This is a genomic window from Staphylococcus simiae, assembly GCF_002902085.1.
In the GTDB taxonomy this organism is placed as follows: Bacteria; Bacillota; Bacilli; order Staphylococcales; family Staphylococcaceae; genus Staphylococcus; species Staphylococcus simiae.
In genome coordinates this window covers 16,466-39,951 of the sequence record NZ_PPQR01000052.1, presented here as the reverse complement: position 1 = coordinate 39,951, position 23,486 = coordinate 16,466, and the positions used below count along the sequence as shown (strand labels likewise).

23 protein-coding genes and 1 pseudogene are annotated in these 23,486 nt (G+C 30.9%); 23 read left to right on the top strand and 1 reads right to left on the bottom strand.

Going from position 1 to position 23,486, the window contains the following annotated elements:
- Positions 1–5: 5 nt before the first annotated feature.
- The 8 genes from floA (at position 6) to recO (ending at position 5,848) form a co-directional block, all read left to right on the top strand.
- Positions 6–995: a flotillin-like protein FloA gene (gene floA / locus CD113_RS06905; RefSeq protein WP_002465132.1), complete on the top strand. Its 990-nt coding sequence runs from the start codon at positions 6–8 to the stop codon at positions 993–995.
- Between the two features lie 15 nt (positions 996–1,010).
- Positions 1,011–1,712, top strand: a complete 702-nt coding sequence (locus CD113_RS06900) for a hypothetical protein (protein ID WP_002465133.1) — start codon at positions 1,011–1,013, stop codon at positions 1,710–1,712.
- A gap of 279 nt (positions 1,713–1,991) precedes the next feature.
- On the top strand, positions 1,992–2,939 hold the full coding sequence (locus CD113_RS06895) for a PhoH family protein (RefSeq protein ID WP_002465134.1): 948 nt from the start codon (positions 1,992–1,994) through the stop codon (positions 2,937–2,939).
- Complete coding sequence (ybeY, locus tag CD113_RS06890) at positions 2,940–3,410, top strand: rRNA maturation RNase YbeY (protein ID WP_002465135.1); 471 nt, start codon at positions 2,940–2,942, stop codon at positions 3,408–3,410.
- Positions 3,410–3,754: a diacylglycerol kinase family protein gene (locus CD113_RS06885; protein WP_002465136.1), complete on the top strand. Its 345-nt coding sequence runs from the start codon at positions 3,410–3,412 to the stop codon at positions 3,752–3,754. Before ybeY ends, CD113_RS06885 begins: the two co-directional genes overlap by 1 nt.
- Before the next feature lie 12 nt (positions 3,755–3,766).
- Complete coding sequence (cdd, locus tag CD113_RS06880; protein ID WP_002465137.1) at positions 3,767–4,171, top strand: cytidine deaminase; 405 nt, start codon at positions 3,767–3,769, stop codon at positions 4,169–4,171.
- Positions 4,172–5,071 (top strand): GTPase Era, encoded by a 900-nt coding sequence (gene era / locus CD113_RS06875; protein WP_002465138.1) that lies wholly within the window; start codon positions 4,172–4,174, stop codon positions 5,069–5,071. It abuts the gene before it with no gap.
- 27 nt (positions 5,072–5,098) lie between these two features.
- Complete coding sequence (gene recO / locus CD113_RS06870; RefSeq protein WP_088177524.1) at positions 5,099–5,848, top strand: DNA repair protein RecO; 750 nt, start codon at positions 5,099–5,101, stop codon at positions 5,846–5,848.
- A 53-nt stretch (positions 5,849–5,901) separates the two neighbouring features.
- Here the strand turns inward: recO and CD113_RS06865 are convergent, their stop codons facing one another.
- Positions 5,902–7,293, bottom strand: a complete 1,392-nt coding sequence (locus CD113_RS06865) for a glycine--tRNA ligase (RefSeq protein ID WP_002465140.1) — start codon at positions 7,291–7,293, stop codon at positions 5,902–5,904.
- Positions 7,294–7,627: 334 nt separating this feature from the next.
- Here CD113_RS06865 and CD113_RS06860 point away from each other — a divergent pair, with 334 nt between their 5' ends.
- The 15 genes and pseudogenes from CD113_RS06860 (at position 7,628) to CD113_RS06790 (ending at position 23,479) form a co-directional block, all read left to right on the top strand.
- On the top strand, positions 7,628–8,251 hold the full coding sequence (locus CD113_RS06860) for a helix-turn-helix transcriptional regulator (protein ID WP_088177522.1): 624 nt from the start codon (positions 7,628–7,630) through the stop codon (positions 8,249–8,251).
- Between the two features lie 10 nt (positions 8,252–8,261).
- Positions 8,262–9,080, top strand: coding sequence for a pyruvate, water dikinase regulatory protein (locus tag CD113_RS06855; protein WP_002465142.1), 819 nt, complete (start codon positions 8,262–8,264; stop codon positions 9,078–9,080).
- 60 nt (positions 9,081–9,140) lie between these two features.
- Complete coding sequence (gene dnaG, locus CD113_RS06850; RefSeq protein WP_002465143.1) at positions 9,141–10,940, top strand: DNA primase; 1,800 nt, start codon at positions 9,141–9,143, stop codon at positions 10,938–10,940.
- 214 nt (positions 10,941–11,154) lie between these two features.
- Entirely contained in the window at positions 11,155–12,261 is a 1,107-nt protein-coding gene (rpoD, locus tag CD113_RS06845) for an RNA polymerase sigma factor RpoD (protein ID WP_002465144.1), read from the top strand.
- Between the two features lie 92 nt (positions 12,262–12,353).
- Positions 12,354–13,043 carry a tRNA (adenine(22)-N(1))-methyltransferase gene (locus CD113_RS06840; protein ID WP_002465145.1) on the top strand — a complete coding sequence of 230 codons (690 nt, stop codon included), beginning with the start codon at positions 12,354–12,356 and terminating at the stop codon, positions 13,041–13,043.
- Positions 13,033–14,133: a Nif3-like dinuclear metal center hexameric protein gene (locus tag CD113_RS06835; protein WP_002465146.1), complete on the top strand. Its 1,101-nt coding sequence runs from the start codon at positions 13,033–13,035 to the stop codon at positions 14,131–14,133. Before CD113_RS06840 ends, CD113_RS06835 begins: the two co-directional genes overlap by 11 nt.
- Positions 14,134–14,447: 314 nt before the next feature.
- Positions 14,448–15,794: a DEAD/DEAH box helicase gene (locus tag CD113_RS06830; protein WP_095092729.1), complete on the top strand. Its 1,347-nt coding sequence runs from the start codon at positions 14,448–14,450 to the stop codon at positions 15,792–15,794.
- Between the two features lie 9 nt (positions 15,795–15,803).
- Positions 15,804–16,694 carry a deoxyribonuclease IV gene (locus tag CD113_RS06825; RefSeq protein WP_095092728.1) on the top strand — a complete coding sequence of 297 codons (891 nt, stop codon included), beginning with the start codon at positions 15,804–15,806 and terminating at the stop codon, positions 16,692–16,694.
- 122 nt (positions 16,695–16,816) lie between these two features.
- Positions 16,817–17,603: pseudogene (locus CD113_RS06820) on the top strand (metal ABC transporter ATP-binding protein).
- A 32-nt stretch (positions 17,604–17,635) separates the two neighbouring features.
- Positions 17,636–18,499 (top strand): metal ABC transporter permease, encoded by an 864-nt coding sequence (locus tag CD113_RS06815; protein ID WP_095092724.1) that lies wholly within the window; start codon positions 17,636–17,638, stop codon positions 18,497–18,499.
- On the top strand, positions 18,486–18,896 hold the full coding sequence (locus tag CD113_RS06810; protein ID WP_002465017.1) for a Fur family transcriptional regulator: 411 nt from the start codon (positions 18,486–18,488) through the stop codon (positions 18,894–18,896). Before CD113_RS06815 ends, CD113_RS06810 begins: the two co-directional genes overlap by 14 nt.
- A gap of 546 nt (positions 18,897–19,442) precedes the next feature.
- Complete coding sequence (locus CD113_RS06805; RefSeq protein WP_002465016.1) at positions 19,443–20,042, top strand: superoxide dismutase; 600 nt, start codon at positions 19,443–19,445, stop codon at positions 20,040–20,042.
- 118 nt (positions 20,043–20,160) lie between these two features.
- Positions 20,161–22,236: a peptidoglycan D,D-transpeptidase FtsI family protein gene (locus tag CD113_RS06800; RefSeq protein WP_095092722.1), complete on the top strand. Its 2,076-nt coding sequence runs from the start codon at positions 20,161–20,163 to the stop codon at positions 22,234–22,236.
- Positions 22,237–22,347: 111 nt separating this feature from the next.
- Positions 22,348–22,497, top strand: a complete 150-nt coding sequence (rpmG, locus tag CD113_RS06795; RefSeq protein ID WP_002464344.1) for a 50S ribosomal protein L33 — start codon at positions 22,348–22,350, stop codon at positions 22,495–22,497.
- 442 nt (positions 22,498–22,939) lie between these two features.
- Positions 22,940–23,479: a 5-formyltetrahydrofolate cyclo-ligase gene (locus tag CD113_RS06790; protein ID WP_002464343.1), complete on the top strand. Its 540-nt coding sequence runs from the start codon at positions 22,940–22,942 to the stop codon at positions 23,477–23,479.
- Positions 23,480–23,486 lie beyond the last annotated feature (7 nt).

Here is a 23,486-nt window from a genome sequence, read left to right as displayed (position 1 = left end):
ATTATATGTTAAGTGTTAGCTTTATCGTTATTGCGGTTATCATCATAGTCGCATTATTAATTTTATTTTCATTTGTACCTATTGGGTTGTGGATTTCAGCATTAGCAGCAGGAGTTCATGTAGGAATTGGTACATTAGTAGGTATGCGTTTACGTCGTGTATCTCCAAGAAAGGTCATTGCACCTTTAATTAAAGCTCATAAAGCTGGCTTGGTACTTACTACAAATCAATTAGAATCACATTATTTAGCTGGTGGTAATGTTGATAGAGTAGTAGATGCTAATATTGCAGCTCAACGTGCTGATATAGATTTACCATTTGAACGCGCGGCTGCAATAGATCTTGCCGGAAGAGATGTATTAGAAGCAGTACAAATGTCAGTTAACCCAAAAGTGATTGAAACACCATTTATCGCTGGTGTTGCAATGAACGGTATTGAAGTTAAAGCGAAAGCACGTATTACAGTAAGAGCTAATATTGCACGTTTAGTAGGTGGTGCTGGTGAAGAAACTATCATTGCTCGTGTTGGTGAAGGTATCGTTTCTACTATTGGTTCAAGTGAGCATCATACACAAGTTCTTGAAAATCCAGACAATATCTCTAAAACTGTGTTAAGTAAAGGTCTAGACTCTGGTACTGCATTTGAAATTTTATCAATAGATATTGCTGACGTAGACATAAGTAAAAATATTGGTGCAGATTTACAAACAGAACAAGCATTGGCTGACAAGAATATTGCACAAGCTAAAGCTGAAGAGAGAAGAGCGATGGCTGTTGCAACTGAACAAGAAATGAAAGCACGTGTGCAAGAAATGCATGCCAAAGTTGTTGAAGCCGAATCAGAAGTACCTCTTGCAATGGCTGAAGCATTGAGATCAGGAAATATTTCAGTTAAGGATTATTACAATTTAAAAAATATTGAAGCAGATACTGGTATGAGAAACGCTATTAATAAGCGAACTGATCAAAATGATGATGAAACACCTGAACAATAAAAACGAGGTGGTTAAATGAATATCGGTATTATAATTTTTGTCATATCGGTAATCATTTCTATCATTACTACGATGCGTGAAAATAGTCATAAAGATAGACAAAATCAAAAACCACCTCAAAAAACACCTGAAGAAAAACGACCTGAAAAAGGTGGTTTCTTTGAACAAATTGAGCGTACATTTAAAGAAATTAGTGATGAGTTAAATGATGGGGAAGATAAAAAGAAATCAAAGCGTAAAATTGATGATACGTTACCCCCATTATTTGATAATGAATCAACAAAAGATTCAACAAAAGAACGTAAAGTTTTTACAGAGTCATCTAAACCTAGTCCAGAATATCAACCTACTATGACACAAAGTAAACCGAGTCATAAAGATAATCATAATAATCCAAGACAGTCTATGACTAGAGATGAAAATTCTGATGAAATCAAACGTCAATTAGAACAATCACTAAAAGATGACATTAAAATGATACGAAGCGACATTGATAAAGAGAAAGAAAAACAACTTGCTTTAATGGAAAAAAGAGCGCGTCATATCATTGAAGATAAATATTTATCTGAACGTACAAAACGCATAAAGTTAAAGCAATTATTAAATTCTCAAAATGTCGAAAAAAATATGACGCATTCACCATTCCAATTTGATAGTGATGAAATTATTAATGGCATGATATGGTCAGAAGTTCTTAATAAACCAAAACAATTATAATAGTGAAACTAATGAGGGGCTAAAGCTAATTTAGCTCCTTATTTTTTGACTGAAATTGTTGCTTTAATTCACAATTAAATTTAGTTAACTAACAATATGAGTAGTTATAATTGATAGAGTTTTAACATTTGTGAAACGATTCAGTCTCTAGTAGACTTTTAAATATAAAGAAATAATAATAACTAAAGTTAAAGACGTTAATTTACATACATTGCATGATATAATTAATAAGATATGACAATAATTAAAATAGTAGTTTAATAGAAAAGGAGCGCATGTATGCCTGGAATTATACAAATAGACAATATGAATCAATCTCAAGCTTTAATTGGTAATAACGATGAACATTTAAAAGCTATCGAGGAAAGTTTCGATGTTGTCATCCATGCAAGAGGTCAAGAAATTGCTGTAAAAGGTGCTAATGTCGAAAATGTTGAAAAAGCAGAATCAGTATTAAGGAATTTATTGAAAGTAATAGAGTTAGGTAATAATATTACTTTGAAAGATGTAGAAGCAGCTATTCAAATGGCTCATAACAATACGATACAACATTTAATAGATTTGTATGAGGAAGAAATCACAAAAGATGCCTATGGTAAAACTATAAGAGCCAAGACAATGGGTCAACGCATGTATATTAATGCCATGAAAAATAATGATTTGGTATTCGGTATTGGACCAGCAGGTACAGGTAAAACATTCTTAGCTGTAGTATATGCAGCACAACAATTAAGAAAAGGTAATGTTAAACGAATTGTATTGACTAGACCTGCAGTAGAAGCTGGTGAGTCATTAGGATTCTTACCTGGAGATTTAAAAGAAAAAGTAGATCCATACTTAAGACCTTTATATGATGGTTTAAACACAGTTTTAGGTAGAGAACAAACAGAACGTTTTATTGAACGTGGAATTATTGAAATTGCACCATTAGCTTATATGAGAGGACGTACATTAGATGATGCGTTTGTTATATTAGATGAAGCCCAAAATACAACACATGCCCAAATGAAAATGTTCTTAACACGACTTGGGTTTGGTTCTAAGATGGTTGTGACTGGGGATCAAACACAAATAGATTTACCTAAAGGTGTTAAAAGTGGTTTGAAAGAAGCTGTGAATAAATTACACGGTGTTAAAGGTATTAGTATTTTAAAACTAGATCAAAGCGATGTAGTGAGACATCCATTAGTAAGTAAAATAATTGAACAATATGAAGGAGAGGGCTAAATGTTTACTATTGATTTTAGTGACCATACTAACCTAGTAAAAGAAGAGTGGTATCATCAAATTGAAGAGCTATTGAATTTTGCTAAACAACAAGAACAAATTGATGAAGAAGCTGAATTATCAGTAACTTTTGTAGATAAAGAAGAAATACAAACAATCAATCGCACTTATCGTGATAAAGATAAAGTGACTGATGTCATTTCATTTGCGTTAGAAGAAGATGAACCAGAAATTGATTTTAATGATTTTGATATTCCTCGAGTACTTGGGGATATTATTATTTGTACAGACGTTGCTCAAGAACAAGCTGATAATTATGGACACTCATTCGAACGAGAATTAGGATTTTTAGCACTTCATGGATTTCTGCATTTATTGGGATATGATCACATGACTACCGAAGACGAACAACAAATGTTTGGTCGCCAAGATGCTATATTAAACGCTTATGGTTTAACGAGAGATGTATAATGAAACGCTTTAAATACGCTCTTGATGGATTGAAAGTATTATTGCAGAAAGATCACAAATTTTTATTGCATATATTTGTCATGATTGTTGCTATTGTATTTGGTTTTATTTTTAAAATTGATTCACATGAGTGGATATTTATTCTTATAGCCATTGCATTGGTATTAACTGTTGAAGCACTAAATACGTCAATTGAATATGTTGTTGATTTAGTAACAACTGAATATCATGAGTTTGCTAAATTTGCTAAAGATATTGCAGCCTTCAGTGTGCTAATTGTTTCTATTTTGGCTTTAATTATCGGTTTAATTGTATTTGTACCATATTTTATTGCGCTATTTTAGGAGGAGAATTGAATGAGTTACCAACCACATTATTTTCAAGAAGTTAGAAAAGCCCAACAAGAAGCTTATGCGCCATATAGTAATTTTAAAGTAGGTGCTTACTTAAAAGCTAAAGATGGTAGAACATTTTATGGTGTTAATGTCGAAAATGCATCATACCCATTATCAATTTGTGCAGAGAGATCAAGTTTAGTTGCAGCGATATCGCAAGGTTATCGACCAGGTGATTTTGAATCTATGACAGTAACCGTTGATGCTGATGAGCCGTCTTCACCATGTGGGGCATGTAGACAAGTGTTGAAAGAATTATGTGATGATGATATGCCTATCTATATGACTAATCATAACGGCGATGTAGTAACAATGACTGTAGAAGAATTATTACCATTTGGATTTTCAGGAAAGGATTTAAAATAGATGACAGAACATAAATCAGGATTTGTATCAATTATCGGTAGACCTAATGTTGGAAAATCAACATTTGTAAATAGAGTAATTGGTCATAAAATTGCAATCATGTCTGATAAAGCTCAGACTACTAGAAATAAAATTCAAGGTGTCATGACACGAGATGATGCGCAAATCATCTTTATTGATACACCGGGAATCCATAAACCTAAGCATAAATTAGGAGACTATATGATGAGAGTAGCTAAAAATACACTTTCTGAAATAGATGCTATCATGTTTATGGTTAATGCCAATGAAGATATCGGACGTGGCGATGAGTATATTATAGAAATGTTGAAAAATGTTAAAACACCTGTCTTTTTAGTCTTAAACAAAATAGATTTAGTCCATCCTGATGAGCTTATGCCTAAAATAGAAGCCTATCAAAAATATATGGACTTTACAGAAATTGTTCCTATTTCTGCCCTAGAAGGTTTAAATGTCGATCATTTTATAGACGTATTAAAAACATATTTACCTGAAGGTCCTAAATATTATCCAGATGATCAAATTTCTGATCATCCTGAACAATTTGTCGTAAGTGAAATTATAAGAGAAAAGATTTTACATTTAACTAGTGAAGAAATTCCGCATGCTATTGGTGTTAATGTTGATCGTATGGTTAAAGAAAGTGAAGATCGTGTACATATTGAAGCGACAATTTATGTTGAACGAGATTCACAAAAAGGAATTGTCATAGGTAAAGGTGGTAAAAAACTTAAAGAAGTGGGTAAACGTGCAAGACGAGATATTGAAATGTTACTTGGTTCAAAAGTTTATCTAGAGTTATGGGTTAAGGTTCAAAAAGATTGGAGAAATAAAGTAAACTTCATTCGCCAAATTGGATATATTGAAGATCAAGATTAATCTTGAGAGTGGTGAAGTGCAATGCTAATGCGACAAAAAGGCATTATAATAAAAGCTATTGATTATGGAGAATCTGATAAAGTAATTACTATATTAAATGAACATGGTGCTAAAGTACCCTTAATGGCAAGAAGAGCTAAAAAAGTTAAAACTGGCTTGCAAGCACAGACGCAAATGTTTGTGGATGGTTTGTTTATATATAATCAATGGCGGGGCATGGGAACTCTTAATTCTGTAGATGTAATCAATCAGCACTATAAACTACAAATGGATTTATATGTAAGTAGTTATGCTTCTTTAGCTGCTGAAACGATTGATCGTTCTATGGATGAAGGCGATATTTCTCCTTATAATTATCAATTACTACAATTTGTGTTAACAAAAATTGAACAAGACACGTCAGCACAATTATTATCTATTATTGTATTGTTGAAATGTATGAATCGATTTGGTTTCACAGCGTCATTTGACCATTGTATTGTTACTGGTAATGAAGATCAATCACAATTAGTTGGTTATAGTTTCAAATTTGATGGGACAATATCTAAAAACGTAGCTTATCAAGACCCACATGCAGTTATGATATCTAATAAAACATTATACTTATTAGACATACTACAAAAGTTACCAATCGACAAAATGAATTCTCTAAATATCGCCCAAGATATATTAGATGAAATGTCGGATTTGTTAATCATGCTTTATAGAGAATATGCAGGCATGTTTTTTAAAAGTCAAAAATTAATTAATCAATTAAAAAGATTAGAAAATCAATAAAAGCGTAAGACTTACCACGAAGGTGTATCTTACGCTTTTAATTATGCTATAACTTAAAATTTAATTTTTTCAGCTAAGAATGTTTCTAATTCTGAAATTGGCATACGTACTTGTTCCATTGAATCTCTATCACGAACTGTAACTTGGTTGTCTTCTAATGAATCGAAGTCAAAAGTAATACAGTATGGCGTACCGATTTCGTCTTGTCGACGATATCTTTTACCAATTGATTGTGACTCATCAAAATCGATTGAGAATTTAGAGCTTAACTCTTCAAAAATTTTAATCGCTTCACCAGATAATTTTTTGCTTAATGGTAATATAGCAGCTTTATATGGCGCTATTGCAGGGTGGAAGTGTAAGACTGTACGAGCATCTTTGCTACCTTCTACACCTTCTTCGTCATATGCATCACATAGGAATGCTAAAGTAACACGATCAGCACCTAATGATGGTTCAATACAATATGGGATGTATTTTTCATTTGTTTCAGGATCATGGTATCTGAAATCTTCACCTGAATGTTCTGCATGTTGGCGTAGGTCAAAGTCCGTACGACTTGCGATACCCCATAGTTCACCCCAACCAAATGGGAATTTATATTCGATATCAGTTGTTGCATTTGAGTAGTGTGATAATTCATCTTCATCATGATCACGTAATCTCATATTTTCACTGTTCATATTTAAATTTGTTAACCAATCACTTGCAAATGTTTTCCAATAATTTTGCCATTCGATTTCTTCACCTGGTTTACAGAAAAATTCAAGTTCCATTTGTTCAAACTCACGTGTTCTAAAGATGAAGTTGCCTGGTGTAATTTCATTACGGAATGATTTACCAACTTGTCCAATACCAAATGGTAATTTTTTACGCATTGAACGTTGAACGTTTTTATAGTTGACAAAAATACCTTGTGCAGTTTCTGGGCGTAAGAAAATTTCATTTGTTGAATCTTCAGTAACACCTTGGAATGTCTTGAACATTAAGTTAAATTGGCGAATGTCAGTCCAATTGGCAGTTTTACTTACAGGACATACGATATTTTCTTCATCAATAATACGTTTCATTTCGTCAAAGCTTAAACCATCAGCGATAAAGTTTTCATCACCTTTGACATCTTGCATATAATCTTCAATTAGTTTGTCAGCTCTGTAACGAATCTTACTATCTTTATTATCAATCATTGGGTCATTAAAGTTATTTAAATGTCCAGATGCTTCCCAAACTTTTGGATTCATTAGAATAGCGGCATCAATACCAACATTATAAGGTGATTGAGTAATAAATTTTTGCCACCAAGCTCTCTTAATATTATTTTTTAATTCAACACCTAATGGACCATAATCCCAAGTGTTTGATAAACCGCCATAGATATCACTACCTGGAAATACAAAACCTCTGTGCTTAGCTAGTGAAACAATTGTATCCATATCTTTTGTCATCATTTTCTCTCCTTATACATAAAAACGTCCCATGGAAAATAACAGTATTATTGCAAATACTTTACTTCCATGGGACGAGTTATTATTTTATTTGTATTAAATACAAAATAATTTACATTTTTTAACCCGCGGTTCCACCCAAATTAGTGAATACACTCGCTTTTAATTTATTATATATAGTATGCCAAAATAGTTGTTAAGCTTACACTATCCTTAACTCGCTGTACATATATTCTAATTGAAAGATATTTTAAAGGCAAGTAAAATTAATGTGATTGAGACAATCTCCAAATATAGGTATAATAATATGTGAATATAAGAGGGGTGAGGACCTATAGAACTTAATCAAAGACAAGAACGCATCATTGAAATTGTAAAAGATCAAGGACCTATTACAGGGGAACATATTGCTGAAAAGTTAAATCTCACTAGAGCTACATTACGACCAGATTTAGCTATATTAACGATGTCAGGATTTCTCGAAGCACGCCCGCGCGTTGGCTATTATTATTCTGGTAAATCAAAGGATAAATTATTTAATGACAAACTAAGACAATTTGAAGTTAAAGACTATATGTCTCACCCTGTAGTGTTAAAAGAAAGTACGACAGTATACGATGCAATATGTACTATTTTTTTAGAAGATGTCAGTACATTATTTATTATTAATGATAATAATGATTTTATAGGTGTCTGTTCTAGAAAAGATTTATTGCGCGCATCTATGATTGGTTCAGATATTCATCAACTTCCAATAAGTATAAATATGACACGTATGCCTAATGTGACATTTTTAGAAGAAAGTGAATTACTTATCTATGCAGCAGATCAGATGATTGAAAAAGAAATCGATTCAATTCCGATTGTTCGTAGAAAAGAGAATCATAAATATGAAGTGATTGGTAGAATATCAAAAACTACTATAACTAAATTAATCGTATCATTATATAAAGAATAGGTGGGGAATAATGGAAAATATTAAAATTTTAGTAGCTTCTGATTCTATTGGAGAGACTGCTGAATTAGTTGCTAGAGCAGGTATATCACAATTTAATCCAAAACAATGTAAAAATGAATTTTTAAGATATCCGTATATAGAATCCACCGATGATATAGATGAAGTAATTCAAGTAGCTAGAGATAAGAATGCAATTATTGTCTATACACTTATTAAACCTGAAATAAAGCAATATATGCTAGAAAAAGTAGCATTATATAAATTAAAATCAGTAGATATTATGGGTCCTTTAATGGATTTGTTATCACAATCAGTGGAAGAGGAACCTTATAATGAACCAGGTATTGTCCATCGCTTAGATGATGCCTATTTCAAAAAAATAGACGCTATAGAATTTGCAGTTAAATACGATGATGGTAAAGACCCTAAAGGTTTACCTAAAGCAGATATAGTATTATTGGGTATTTCTAGAACATCTAAGACACCTTTATCGCAATATCTTGCTCATAAAAGCTATAAAGTAATGAACGTTCCAATTGTTCCCGAAGTCACACCACCTGATGGTTTGTATGATATTGACCCTTCAAAATGTATTGCTTTAAAAATTAGTGAAGAAAAGTTGAATAGAATTCGTAAAGAAAGACTGAAACAACTTGGTTTAGGTGATTCAGCACGATATGCAACGGATGCACGTATTAAAGAAGAACTAGAATATTTTGAAAGTATCGTTAAAGATATTGGTTGCCCTGTTATAGATGTAACGGAAAAAGCTATAGAAGAAACAGCAAATGATATTATTCACTATATTGAAGAAAATAAATCGAAATGATTTCTTTTTCGCCATTAATTTTGTATAATATTATAACTACTGTGTAATGGGTGATTTAACGTGCGAATAGAACAATCGGTTATAAATGAGATTAAAGATAAGACAGATATTTTAGATTTGGTAAGTGAATATGTGAAATTAGAAAAAAGAGGACGCAATTATATCGGTTTGTGTCCTTTTCATGATGAAAAAACACCTTCATTTACTGTGTCTGAAGATAAACAAATTTGTCATTGTTTTGGTTGTAAAAAAGGTGGTAATGTATTTCAATTCACACAAGAAATTAAAGATATTTCATTTGTTGAAGCGGTCAAAGAATTAGGAGACAGAGTTAATGTTCATGTTGATATCAATGATAACGCTGAACAATCGCAAATACAAATAGCTTCTGATGATTTGAAGATGATAGAAATGCATGAATTAATGCAAGAATTCTATCAATATGCATTAATGAAATCTGTTGAAGGTGAAAAAGCTTTAGAATATCTCCAACAACGCGGATTTACTGATGACTTGATCAAAGAGAGAGGAATTGGCTTTGCACCTGATAACTCACATTTTTGTCATGACTTTTTACAAAAAAAAGGTTATGACACAGAATTGGCGTACGAAGCTGGTTTGCTTTCTCGTAATGAAGAAAACTTTAGTTATTATGATAGATTTAGAAATAGAATCATGTTTCCACTTAAAAATGCGCAAGGCAGAATAGTTGGATATTCAGGTAGAACCTATACAAATCAAAAACCTAAATATTTGAATAGTCCTGAAACACCAATATTTCAAAAAAGAAAATTACTTTATAATTTGGATAAAGCCCGTAAAGTAATTAGAAAAAATGACGAAATTGTATTATTAGAAGGTTTTATGGATGTGATAAAAGCAGATCAAGCTGGCGTAAAAAATGTCGTAGCAACGATGGGTACGCAATTATCCGATGAGCATATAACTTTCATAAAGAAATTGACTTCAAATATTACAATCATGTTTGACGGCGATTTTGCAGGTAGCGAAGCAACACTTAAAACTGGTCAACATTTACTTCAGCAAGGTATCAATGTCTTTGCAATCCAATTGCCAACTGGAATGGATCCAGATGAATATATTGGAAAATATGGTAGTGACACGTTCCAAGCGTTTATTACAAATGACAAAAAATCTTTTGTAAACTATAAGGCTAACATCCTTAAAGATGAAATTGAGCATAATGATTTGTCATATGAACGTTATCTAAAAGAACTATCTCAAGATATATCTTTAATGAAATCTTCAATTTTGAGACAAAAAGCATTAAATGATATAGCACCATTTTTTAATATTAGCCCTGAGCAACTAGCTAATGAAGTACAATTTAATCATTCATTTACTTCAGAATATCCAGACGTTTATTATGATTATAATTCTGCAAATATGCCTGTTGGGATGGCACAATTTGATAATTTAAGCCGACAAGAAAAAGCTGAACGCGCATTTATAAAACATCTTATGAATGATAAAGATATCTTTTTAAATTATTATCAACGTGTTGATTCAAATGACTTTACAAATGCACACTTTAAGTATATATTTAATCTCATGCATGATTATTATGCTGAGAATGATCGTTATGATATTAGTAATATTGTTCAAAATGTAGATTCGAGTGAGGTTAGAGAAACACTTATTAGTTTTGAACAGTATCATTTGAATGAAGAACCATTTGAAAATGAAATAGAAGATTATATTAATATTATTAATGAATCAAACGCAGAAACGGTAGAATCGTTGCAACAAAAATTAAGGGAAGCATCAAGAATAGGTGACTTAGAACTACAAAAATATTATTTAGAGCAAATTGTTGCTTTGAATAAGTCGCGAATGTAATTGAACAGTAATGTTGAATTATGATTAAGCCAATCGTATACGGGTAAAGTACTATTACCAAATTTGTATAATTGACATTAATTAAATAATTAATAAAGTAGTTCAAATTGTTAAATAAAATTTAAAATATGGATGAATAAATTAAGAATATAGTTTAGAATAGTAATATTGAATACATTTTAACTATTCATATTCAAAATCGGGAGGCCGTTTCATGTCTGATAATACAGTTAAAATTAAAAAACAAACAATTGATCCGACTTTAACATTAGAAGATGTTAAAAAACAATTAATTGAAAAAGGTAAAAAAGAAGGTCATTTGAGTCATGAAGAAATTGCTGAAAAACTTCAGAATTTTGATATAGATTCTGACCAAATGGATGATTTCTTTGATCAATTGAATGATAATGATATTTCATTGGTCAATGAGAAAGATAGTTCAGATACGGATGAGAAACTAAATCCTAATGACCTTAGTGCCCCTCCAGGTGTGAAAATTAACGATCCAGTTCGTATGTATCTTAAAGAAATTGGACGTGTAAATTTATTAAGTGCCCAAGAAGAAATCGAATTGGCAAAACGAATTGAACAAGGCGATGAAGTAGCTAAGTCAAGATTAGCTGAAGCAAACTTACGACTAGTTGTAAGTATAGCTAAACGTTATGTTGGTCGTGGCATGTTATTCTTAGATTTGATTCAAGAAGGAAATATGGGTCTAATTAAAGCTGTTGAGAAATTTGACTTTAATAAAGGATTTAAATTTTCAACATATGCGACATGGTGGATTCGCCAAGCAATTACACGTGCAATTGCAGACCAAGCACGTACAATTCGTATTCCAGTACACATGGTAGAAACAATTAATAAATTGATACGTGTTCAACGTCAATTATTACAAGATTTAGGTAGAGATCCAGCTCCAGAAGAAATTGGAGAAGAAATGGATTTACCTGCTGAAAAGGTTAGAGAAATTTTGAAAATTGCACAAGAACCAGTATCTTTAGAAACACCAATTGGTGAAGAAGATGATAGTCATTTAGGTGACTTTATTGAAGATCAGGAAGCTCAAAGTCCTTCTGATCATGCAGCATATGAATTATTAAAAGAACAACTTGAAGATGTTTTAGATACATTAACTGATAGAGAGGAAAATGTATTACGCTTAAGATTTGGTTTAGATGATGGTCGAACAAGAACACTAGAAGAAGTAGGTAAAGTTTTCGGTGTCACACGTGAACGTATTCGTCAAATAGAAGCTAAAGCACTTAGAAAATTAAGACATCCAAGTCGAAGCAAACGTCTTAAAGATTTTATGGATTAATAAGTCATAGATTAAAGGTTTTATTTTATAACTGAGGTTGATACATTTTACGATGTTTCAACCTCATTTTTATACATACGAAGGAGAGTCAGATGATTACTTTAAATGAACGATTAAAAATTGTCAGTAACTATATAACTCCAGGTAAACTAGTTGATGTTGGTTCAGATCATGCTTATTTACCAATTTATGCGATTCAACAACATATTTGTGATACAGCTATAGCTGGAGAAGTCATCAAAGGGCCGTTTCAGGCTGCACAAAAGAATGTTGCAGCTAATGAATTACGCGATGTTATAGATGTAAGGTTAGGCGATGGATTAAGTGTCATTAACAGTGATGATAAAGTAAATTCTATAACTATTTGTGGTATGGGTGGACCCTTAATTGCTAAAATTTTAAATGAAGGCCAGTCTAAATTAAATACACATCCACGATTAATTTTACAAAGTAATATTCAAACGCAAAGTATAAGAACCATGTTACAACAATTGAAATATGAAATTATAGATGAAATAATTATGGAAGAAAAGGGACATATATATGAAATCGTAGTTGCAGAATTCAACGAAAACTTGAGGCAATTAACTTGTGAAGAATTACAATTCGGTCCAATTTTATTAACAACAAAAAATGCCTATTTTTATAAAAAATGGCAACGTGAACTATCAGCGTTAGTTAAAATTAAATCACATCTAAATGAGCAACAACATAAAGAACGATTAAATGAATTAAATGCAGATATTGCTGTTATTGAAAGGGTGTTGAAGAATGACAATTAAAGAACTAATGATGCTATTAGATAGTAAAGTTCCTTTTAACACTGCAGAATCATGGGATAATGTGGGGTTATTAATTGGTGATGAAACGGAAAAAGTAAGAGGTATACTTACAGCATTAGATTGTACTGAAGCAGTTGTAGATGAAGCCATTGAGTTAAACTATAATACCATTATTAGTCATCATCCTCTCATTTTTAAAGGAGTTCAAAGTATAGAGAATAAAGGTTATGGTAAAATCATTCGCAAATTAATACAACATAATATTAATTTAATTGCGATGCATACTAATTTAGATGTTAATCCTGTTGGTGTTAATTATATGTTAGTCAATACATTAAAATTAAAGCACATTCGTCAAATTAACCAGCAACAACATCGTTATTTTAAAGTGCAAACTTATATACCTAAAGTAGATGTTAAAGCGTTTAAAGATCGTTTATCACAGGCAGGTTTAGCACAAGAAGGTAATTATGAGTATTGCTTCTTTGAAACTGAAGGATTAGGACAATTTAAACCTGTGGGAGATGCCAATCCACATATTGGCGACATAGACAAAATAGAATGTGTTGAAGAAGTAAAAGTGGAATTTATGATTGATTATGGACAACAAGATTTAACTGAACAATTGATTAAAGCATATCATCCTTATGAAACGCCAGTTTATGATTTTATTGAGATAGTTGATAAATCAGATTATGGATTAGGCATAATGGGAGAACTTACTAATCCTATGTCAATTCAACAATTTTCAGAATATGCTAAAAATCAACTTCAAATTCCTAGTGTTCGATTTGTTGGTCCCTATGATCAACAAATTAAATCAATTGCAATTATTGGAGGCAGTGGCATTGGCTTTGAATATAAAGCTAAATGCCAAGGTGCAGATATTTTTGTTACTGGTGATATCAAACATCACGATGCACTAGATGCTGCTATTCAAGGTGTTAATTTGTTAGATATTAATCATTATAGTGAATATATTATGAAACAAGGTTTAAAAGCTTTATTAGATAGTTGGCTTGAAGATTTGAATATAGACGTTAAAGTAAAAGCATCACAAATAAACACTGATCCATTTCATTATGTTTAATCATTCATTGCTTGTGATTTCGTGTATCTGAACAATCGATATAAGTCAAATTTATAGAGTTAGTATCATCTAATTAGCTTATATATTACTGTATAGTTCTAACAACGTCATTGTCACTAAAAATAAGTTTCAATGACTCAAGTGTACAAATATCAACACAATCAGTTAAATTTAACCATCCTTTGATTGATTAATCTAGTACTACAAACTCGAGATTTCTAATTGTTGAAATTTCGAGTTTTTTATTGTTTTTATTTAAAATAGTAGATATATACTTTATAATAGTTAAGATGAACTTATAAGGAGGCCAAATCATGGCAAAACATCCATTTGAACAATTTAATCTAGATTCTAGTTTAATTGACGCTGTGAAAGACCTTAATTTTGATAAACCAACAGAAATTCAAAATCGTATCATTCCAAGAATTTTAAAAAGAACTAATCTAATTGGTCAATCTCAAACAGGTACAGGAAAATCTCATGCATTTTTATTACCATTAATGCAATTAATAGATAGCGACATTAAAGAACCACAAGCCGTCGTAGTAGCACCAACACGTGAATTAGCACAACAATTATATGATGCTGCTAACCATTTAAGTAGCTTTAATAAAGATATCTCAGTTAAATTATTTATTGGTGGAACTGATATTGAAAAAGATAAGCAAAAAACGACAAATCAACCACAATTAATTATTGGTACTCCAACTAGAATTAATGATCTAGCTAAAAGTGGTCATTTACACGTCCATTTAGCTAGTTATTTAGTAATAGATGAAGCGGATTTAATGATAGATTTAGGTTTAATTGAAGATGTAGACTATATTGCATCTAGATTAGATGACAATGCTAATATTGCTGTCTTTAGTGCTACAATTCCACAACAATTACAACCATTTTTAAGAAAATATTTAAATCAACCAGAATTTGTTGAAGTTGATAGCAAACAGCAAAATAAAAAGAACATAGAATTCTTTTTGATACCAACTAAAGGTACAGCTAAAGTTGATAAAACGTTGAAATTAATTGATATTTTAAATCCATATTTATGTATTATCTTTTGTAATAGTCGCGATAATGCAGATGAACTTGCTCGTAATCTTAACGAAGCTGGGGTTAAAGTAGGCATGATTCATGGTGGTTTAACTCCTCGTGAACGTAAACAACAAATGAAGAGAATTAGAAATTTAGAATTTCTATATGTCATTGCCAGTGATTTAGCGTCAAGAGGTATAGATATAGAAGGTGTTAGTCATGTCATTAATTTTGATGTACCTAATGACATTGATTTCTTCACACATCGCGTTGGTAGAACTGGAAGAGGTAATTATAAAGGTGTAGCAATTACACTATATAGTCCAGACGAAGAGCATAATATCGCATTAATAGAAGATCGAGGTTATAGTTTTAAAAATGTCGATATTAAGAATGATGAACTAACAGAAATTAAAGCGCATAATGCAAGACAACGTCGTACGCGTAAAGATGATCATTTAACAAATCAAGTTAAGAATAAAGTGCGTAGTAAAACTAAAAATAAAGTTAAACCAGGATATAAAAAGAAATTCAAACAAGAAGTCGATCGTATGAAACGTCAAGAGCGTAAACAATTCAGCAAACAGCAGAATAGACAAAAACGTAAACAAAATAAAAAAGGTTAGGTGTAGTTAATGTTATTAGGATCACATGTTTCAATGAGTGGTAAGAAAATGTTAGAAGGTTCTGCTGAAGAGGCACATAAATTTGGCGAATCAACATTTATGATTTATACAGGAGCACCACAGAATACAAGACGAAAAAGTATTGAGGATTTAAATATTGAAAAAGGTCATGAAGTAATGGATAAGTACGGCTTATCGAATATTGTCGTACATGCACCTTATATCATTAATATTGCCAATACTACTAAACCCGAAACGTTTAACCTTGGTGTTGATTTCTTACAACAAGAAATTGAAAGAACACAAGCAATAGGTGCAAAAGATATTGTACTTCATCCTGGTGCGCATGTTGGTGCTGGTGTTGACGCAGGAATCAATAAAATTATCGAAGGTTTAAATGAAGTTTTAACTAATGATAATAATGTTAGAATTGCGCTTGAAACTATGGCTGGTAAAGGAACAGAAATTGGTCGTTCATTTGAAGAATTAGCTAGAATCATTGATGGAGTGCAAAATAACGAACGTTTATCAGTATGCTTTGATACATGTCATACACATGATGCTGGTTATAACGTTAAAGAAGATTTTGATGGTGTTTTAGCAGAATTCGATAAAATTATTGGTGTCGATCGAATAAAAGTAGTTCATGTTAATGACTCTAAAAACGAGTGTGGAGCTCATAAAGACCGCCATGAAAATATTGGCTTTGGTTATATCGGCTTTGATGCATTAAACGATATCGTTCATCATAATCAATTTAAAGATATACCAAAGATATTAGAAACACCATATGTAGGTGTTGACAAAAAAGATAAAAAACCACCTTATAAATTTGAAATTGAAATGCTCAAATCACAACAATTTGATCCACAACTTAAAGAAAAAATTATGGCGCAATAATTTTTTATGCTCTCGATTAGATACAATACTCAATGTATTTATCTATTAGGGAGTATTTTTTGGGATTTTTTACAGGCGAAAACATTACTATTTACATAATTAACTATGCATTGTATAGTTAAATGCGAGGTGAAAATACAAATGACACCAGTCTTTGAATTGAAAAATGTAAATTATTATTATGATGATAAGCAAGTATTGGAAAATATAAATATTAAAATAAATAAAGGTGAATTTTTAGCTATTGTGGGACCAAACGGAGCAGGTAAATCTACATTGTTAAAATTAATATTAGGTTTATTGCCCTTACAAAACGGCGAAATATATGTTGATGGAATCAATTATAAAAATAAAAAATCATCAATAAAACTAAGTTATGTTTCCCAAAAAGCAAATGCCTTTAATTCAGGCTTTCCAGCAAGTGTCAAAGAAGTCGTTTTAAGTGGATTAACTAAAACTAAGAGATTATTTCAAAAATTTAATAGACAAGATATTGATAAGGTCGAACAGGTATTACATAGGTTAAACATTGCTAATTTGATGAATAAGAACATTGCAGAATTATCTGGAGGTCAACAACAAAGAGTGATGATAGCGAGAGCATTAATTTCTGAGCCTACAGTGTTAGTTCTAGACGAACCTACGAATGGTATAGATGCTAAACATGTCAATGAATTCTATGATACTTTAGAACAATTGAAACAAGAAGGTATCACAATAATACTTGTTACTCATGATATTGGAGTAGTTGCAGATACCGCTACTGAAGTAGCATGTTTAAATAAACATTTACATTTCCACGGTACAACAGAGGATTTTAAATCACTTGATGAAGTTGAAATATCAAAAATATATGGTCATCCTGTTAGATTTGTTGACCATCAACATAATCGTGAATGTTGTAGTTAAAATAAATTAGTATTAGCGAAGGAGTGGCATTATTGATTGATGCATTATTAAATTTTGATTTTATGAGGTACTCCTTGATTAGTGGTATCTTAATAGGTTTTATTGCGCCTTTGATTGGTGCTTTTATTGTGGTTAGGCGTCTATCTTTAATTGCTGACGCACTTAGTCATGTGACCTTAGGTGGTATATCATTTGGCATGTTTTTATTAACTATTTTACCTGCTGCATCATTTATCAACCCGATGTGGTTTGGTATCTTGTTTGCTATAATTGGTGCGTTGTTAATTGAAGAACTAAGAACATCTTATAAATCCTATCAAGAAATTGCTATACCAATCATTATGAGTGCAGGCATTGCATTAAGTGCAATTTTTATTTCGTTAGCAGATGGATTTAATCAAGAAATTGTTGGACTACTCTTTGGTTCGATTAGTGCTGTTAACTTGAGTGACTTAACTACAATCATCATAATTACAGTGCTAGTATTACTATTTATTGCATTCTTTTATAAAGAATTATTTATTTTGTCGTTTGACGAAGAATACAGTAAAGTTATTGGAATTCCTAAATGGATTCAATTTTTATTTATTGCAATAGTAGCTATGGTGATTTCTGCATCTATGAGAGTAGTGGGAATATTATTAGTAAGTGCACTAATTACATTACCTATAGCTATAGCTATGCGATTGACAAAAAGTTTCAAACAATTAATTATATTAAGTGTTATTTTAGGTGAATTTGCTGTAATTGTAGGTTTAGTTTTAGCATTTTATATGAATATTTCACCTGGTGGTGTTATTGTAGTATTATTAGTTATTCTATTAATATTAACGATGATGTATCAAAAGGTTAGAGTTAAGTTGAAAAAGGGAGTAAGTAGTAATGAATACAAATGATGCAATTAAAATTTTAAAAGATAATGGACTAAAATATACTGATAAACGTAATGATATGGTAAATTTATTTGTCAAAGAAGATAAATATATCAATGCAAAATTTATTCAACAAGAAATGGATAAAGATTATCCGGGTATATCATTTGATACAATTTATAGAAATTTACATCTATTTAAAGATTTAGGCATTATTGAAAGTACTGAATTAGACGGGGAAATGAAGTTTAGAATTGCTTGTACGAATCATCACCATCATCACTTTATTTGTGAAATATGCGGTGATACAAAAGTTATTGAGTACTGCCCAATCGAACAAATAAAATCTTCATTACCAGGTGTGGACATTCATCAACATAAATTAGAAGTTTATGGTGTTTGTGAAAGTTGTCAACAATAATTTATTAAGACTCATACAAAGATTTTCAATTGTATGAGTCTTTATTTTTTGGCTCTATAATATTTTTTACATAAGATACATAAAACAAAGAGAATTACAATTGATAAAACTATTGCATAAATCCTACTAAATTTTATTTTCACATTATAAAATTCATTAAAGGATTACATTTGTTTAAACAAATGCATAAGATGGGAGGGGGATAAAAATAATTATTTCATAACAAATTATTTCATAATCCTCCCAGCAAGACTGACTAGTGTTATAAAACGTTGATTTATCACCATTTTATAACACAGACAGATACTGTCATATGAATAATTTGAAGTGTAAAATACTTATTATCTCAGCCACTTCTTTATACTCCATTGGTATGATTTATTTATTAATTATGACTTTTTTACTAATAAAATGTTTAAAAATTTGTCATTTGAGTTATATTAAAGATATAGGAATAATAATAAGTTACTAATAAGCATAAACTTTGTTGTTAATATTAGAGCTTGTTATTATAGTTATATAGACATTTTAGGAGGATGATTATTTATGGCTTTTGAATTACCAAAATTACCATATGCATATGATGCATTAGAACCACATATTGACAAACAAACTATGGAAATTCACCATGACAAACATCATAATACGTATGTAACAAAATTAAATGCAGCAGTAGAAGGAACTGATTTAGAATCTAAATCAATCGAAGAAATCGTAGCTAACTTAGATAGCGTACCTTCTGATATCCAAACAGCAGTACGTAATAATGGTGGAGGTCACTTAAACCATTCATTATTCTGGGAAATGTTATCTCCAAACTCAGAAGAAAAAGGTACAGTTGTTGAAAAAATTAAAGAACAATGGGGTTCTTTAGATGAATTCAAAAAAGAATTCGCAGACAAAGCAGCTGCACGCTTCGGTTCTGGATGGGCATGGTTAGTAGTAAATAACGGTAACTTAGAGATCGTTACTACTCCAAACCAAGATAACCCATTAACTGAAGGTAAAACACCTATCTTAGGTTTAGATGTTTGGGAACATGCATACTACCTAAAATATCAAAACAAACGTCCTGATTATATCAGTGCATTTTGGAATGTTGTTAACTGGGAAAAAGTTGACGAATTATACAATGCAGCTAAATAATAGATGTTTTTCAGCGGTCTCTTTGTGAGACCGTTATTTTTTTGTTTAAAAAGATAGAAAAATTGAGCAAATTCATATATCATTTAAGATGAAAGACTTTGAATAGAGGTATGTTGCTTTGCTAAAAAGACTAAAAGAAAAATCAAATGATGAAATTGTTCAAAACACAATCAATAAAAGAATTAACTTTATATTTGGCGTAATTATCTTTATATTTGCAATAATGATCTTGAGGTTAGGTTATTTGCAAATTGCACAAGGCAGCCATTATAAGCAAATTATAAAAAGTGATGAAAATATAACAGTAAATGAATCTGTTCCACGTGGACGCATATTAGATCGTAACGGGAAAGTACTTGTAGATAATGCATCTAAAATGGCGATTACATATACTAGAGGTAGAAAAACAAGTCAAAGTGAAATGTTAGATACAGCTGAGAAACTATCAAAATTAATTAAAATGGATACCAAAAATATAACTGACAGAGATAAAAAAGATTTTTGGATTCAACTTCATCCCAAAAAAGCTAAACAATTGATGACGAAAGAGCAGTCATTACTTTTAGATGGAAGTATTAGTCAAGAACAGTATGATAAGCAATTACGCTCAAAAATTAGCAAAAAACAACTTGATGACTTATCTAAAAAAGACCTTCAAGTTTTAGCCATTTATCGTCAAATGAATGCTGGATCTGTTTTGGATCCACAGATGATAAAAAATGAGGATGTTAGCGAGAAAGAATATGCTGCTGTATCTCAACAATTATCTAAATTACCAGGTGTAAACACATCTATGGATTGGGATAGAAAATATCCATATAAAGATACTTTACGTGGTATTTTTGGAGATGTGTCTACACCATCAGAAGGTCTTCCTAAAGAATTAACCGAGCAATATTTATCAAAAGGCTACTCTAGAAATGATAGAGTAGGTAAATCTTATCTTGAATATCAATATGAAGATGTATTAAGAGGTAAGAAAAAAGAAATGAAATATACTACAGATAAATCAGGTAAAGTGATTTCGTCCGAAGTAATTAATCCAGGTGCTCGTGGTAATGATTTACAACTAACGATTGATATAGACTTACAAAAAGAAGTTGAATCATTGTTAGACAAACAAATTAGCAGACTTCGAAGTATGGGTGCTAAAAATATGGATAACGCTATGATCGTTGTGCAAAATCCCAAAAATGGTGACATCTTAGCAATGGCAGGTAAGCAAATAAGCAAAAGCGGCAAGTTAACTGATTATGACATAGGCACATTTGCTTCTCAATTTACTGTTGGTTCATCTGTAAAAGGTGGAACATTACTTGCTGGTTATCAAAATAAAGCTATCAAAGTTGGAGAGCAGATGGTTGATGAACCATTACATTTCCAAGGTGGTTTAACAAAACGTTCATATTTCAATAAGAATGGACACATAACAATTAATGATAAAGAAGCATTAATGCATTCTTCTAACGTTTATATGTTTAAAACGGCATTAAAATTAGCTGATAGTTCATATTATTCTGGTATGCCTCTACCAACCGACATTACAGAAGCTGCACAAAAATTAAGAAAAGGTTTAAATCAAGTTGGTTTAGGTGTTAAGACTGGTATAGATTTACCAAATGAAACTAAAGGGCAAATTGAGCCATTAACAAATAATCCAGGTAATTATTTAGATTTATCTATAGGACAATATGATACTTATACACCGTTACAACTTTCTCAATATGTTTCAACAATCGCTAATAATGGTTATAGAATTCAGCCACATTTAGGAATGACAATACATGATTCTACTAACAAAGATGAACTTGGACCAGTGAAACGTAAAATTAAAGGACATGTATTAAATAAAGTAAACAATTCTGAAGATGAAATTAAAGAAGTTCAAGAAGGATTCAAGATGGCTTTCAATAATAAAGATGGAACTGGCTATGCTAGCTTTAAAGATACTGTTGTGCCATCAGCAGGAAAAACTGGTACTGCTGAAGTTTTCCAAGATGGAGAGCCAAGAGTAAACTCAACTTATATTGGTTATGCACCAATCGATAATCCAAAGCTTGCATTTTCAATTGTCTATACTAACCAACCTGTTCCACCACCTTGGTTACCGGGTGGAGATTTAGGTAAAGATGTGATTAATTATTATTTTAAACATCAAGGTAAAGATAGCGCACAAAAAGATAATAATAAATAGTAAAAATAATAAATTATACTAAACTGTCTGTATAAAATTTTAACTTTGCAAATATTATAGTTATTGGTATAATGATAAAGTCGTATTTAGAAATGGTAAGGAGGAATAATCATGCGCGTAAACGTTACATTAGCTTGTACAGAATGTGGTGACAGAAACTACATTACAACTAAAAACAAAAGAAACAATCCAGAACGTATTGAAATGAAAAAGTTCTGTTCACGTGAAAACAAACAAACTTTACATCGTGAAACTAAATAATTTTTAATTATATTTAATAACAGTTAAAAGTGGAATCTCTTAATTAAGAGGTTTCACTTTTTTTATACAATAGACAATTAAAATGAATCAAAAACAAGTTATTGTTTAAATAATTTCACAAGACAACATAGTTCAACACGTAATTTTATAAATTATTAAAATGGCGTATTATTTTTTATAATTTATTACATAAGTATTAAATACAAAAAAACTTCTTGCTATTAAAATAGCAGATTAGAGGATTACAATTAGCTGCTTAGGTACTAATTGCATAAGAGCTTCCAGCTATTAAAATAGCAGATTAGAGGATTACAATTAGCTGCTTACGAACTAATTGCATAAGAGCTTCTAGCTATTAAAATAGCAGAAGCTCTAAAATTTCAACTTAATGACATTAAAAGGTATAAACGTTATAATAATATTGAACAAAGTGGGTGTTTAAATGAATAAGAAGGAAATAAGGCAACAAATTTTACGGCGGTTGAAAGAATTTAATGGTAATAAAAAAAGGCAGGCTGATAAATATTTAGCAGATCAGTTATTTGCAACAAGTGAATATCAACATGCACAAACTATTGCTTTAGTTTTATCGTTCAATCATGAAGTAAATACTTTTCCAATTATTGAGCAAGCATTACAAGATGGAAAAAGTGTTTATGTTCCAGAAATGGATTATAAAAGTCGTCTAATGACATTCAAAGAAATAGATAATATAAATGAAATAGCAAAAGATAAAAAAGGCATATATTATGCAACATCAAATGGTCAGACAACAAATGAACTTGATTTAATTGTTGTTCCAGGTGTGGGTTTTCAACAGGATGGCTATAGAATTGGTTATGGTGGAGGCTATTATGATAAGTTTTTAAGTGCTTTTCCAACTAGTACTATTAGTCTCTTATATGATTTTCAATTGACAACTTTTGATCCAGAATCATTTGATCAAGTTGTTGATAAATTAATAATTTACAGAACTTCTTAACGGAGGA

Coding starts and splice junctions, on each gene's coding strand:
- floA (WP_002465132.1), top strand. CDS start 6: ATGTTAAGTGTTAGCTTTATCGTTATTGCGGTTATCATCATAGTCGCA.
- CD113_RS06900 (WP_002465133.1), top strand. CDS start 1,011: ATGAATATCGGTATTATAATTTTTGTCATATCGGTAATCATTTCTATC.
- CD113_RS06895 (WP_002465134.1), top strand. CDS start 1,992: ATGCCTGGAATTATACAAATAGACAATATGAATCAATCTCAAGCTTTA.
- ybeY (WP_002465135.1), top strand. CDS start 2,940: ATGTTTACTATTGATTTTAGTGACCATACTAACCTAGTAAAAGAAGAG.
- CD113_RS06885 (WP_002465136.1), top strand. CDS start 3,410: ATGAAACGCTTTAAATACGCTCTTGATGGATTGAAAGTATTATTGCAG.
- cdd (WP_002465137.1), top strand. CDS start 3,767: ATGAGTTACCAACCACATTATTTTCAAGAAGTTAGAAAAGCCCAACAA.
- era (WP_002465138.1), top strand. CDS start 4,172: ATGACAGAACATAAATCAGGATTTGTATCAATTATCGGTAGACCTAAT.
- recO (WP_088177524.1), top strand. CDS start 5,099: ATGCGACAAAAAGGCATTATAATAAAAGCTATTGATTATGGAGAATCT.
- CD113_RS06865 (WP_002465140.1), bottom strand. CDS start 7,293: ATGACAAAAGATATGGATACAATTGTTTCACTAGCTAAGCACAGAGGT.
- CD113_RS06855 (WP_002465142.1), top strand. CDS start 8,262: ATGGAAAATATTAAAATTTTAGTAGCTTCTGATTCTATTGGAGAGACT.
- rpoD (WP_002465144.1), top strand. CDS start 11,155: ATGTCTGATAATACAGTTAAAATTAAAAAACAAACAATTGATCCGACT.
- CD113_RS06840 (WP_002465145.1), top strand. CDS start 12,354: ATGATTACTTTAAATGAACGATTAAAAATTGTCAGTAACTATATAACT.
- CD113_RS06835 (WP_002465146.1), top strand. CDS start 13,033: ATGACAATTAAAGAACTAATGATGCTATTAGATAGTAAAGTTCCTTTT.
- CD113_RS06830 (WP_095092729.1), top strand. CDS start 14,448: ATGGCAAAACATCCATTTGAACAATTTAATCTAGATTCTAGTTTAATT.
- CD113_RS06825 (WP_095092728.1), top strand. CDS start 15,804: ATGTTATTAGGATCACATGTTTCAATGAGTGGTAAGAAAATGTTAGAA.
- CD113_RS06810 (WP_002465017.1), top strand. CDS start 18,486: ATGAATACAAATGATGCAATTAAAATTTTAAAAGATAATGGACTAAAA.
- CD113_RS06805 (WP_002465016.1), top strand. CDS start 19,443: ATGGCTTTTGAATTACCAAAATTACCATATGCATATGATGCATTAGAA.
- rpmG (WP_002464344.1), top strand. CDS start 22,348: ATGCGCGTAAACGTTACATTAGCTTGTACAGAATGTGGTGACAGAAAC.
- CD113_RS06790 (WP_002464343.1), top strand. CDS start 22,940: ATGAATAAGAAGGAAATAAGGCAACAAATTTTACGGCGGTTGAAAGAA.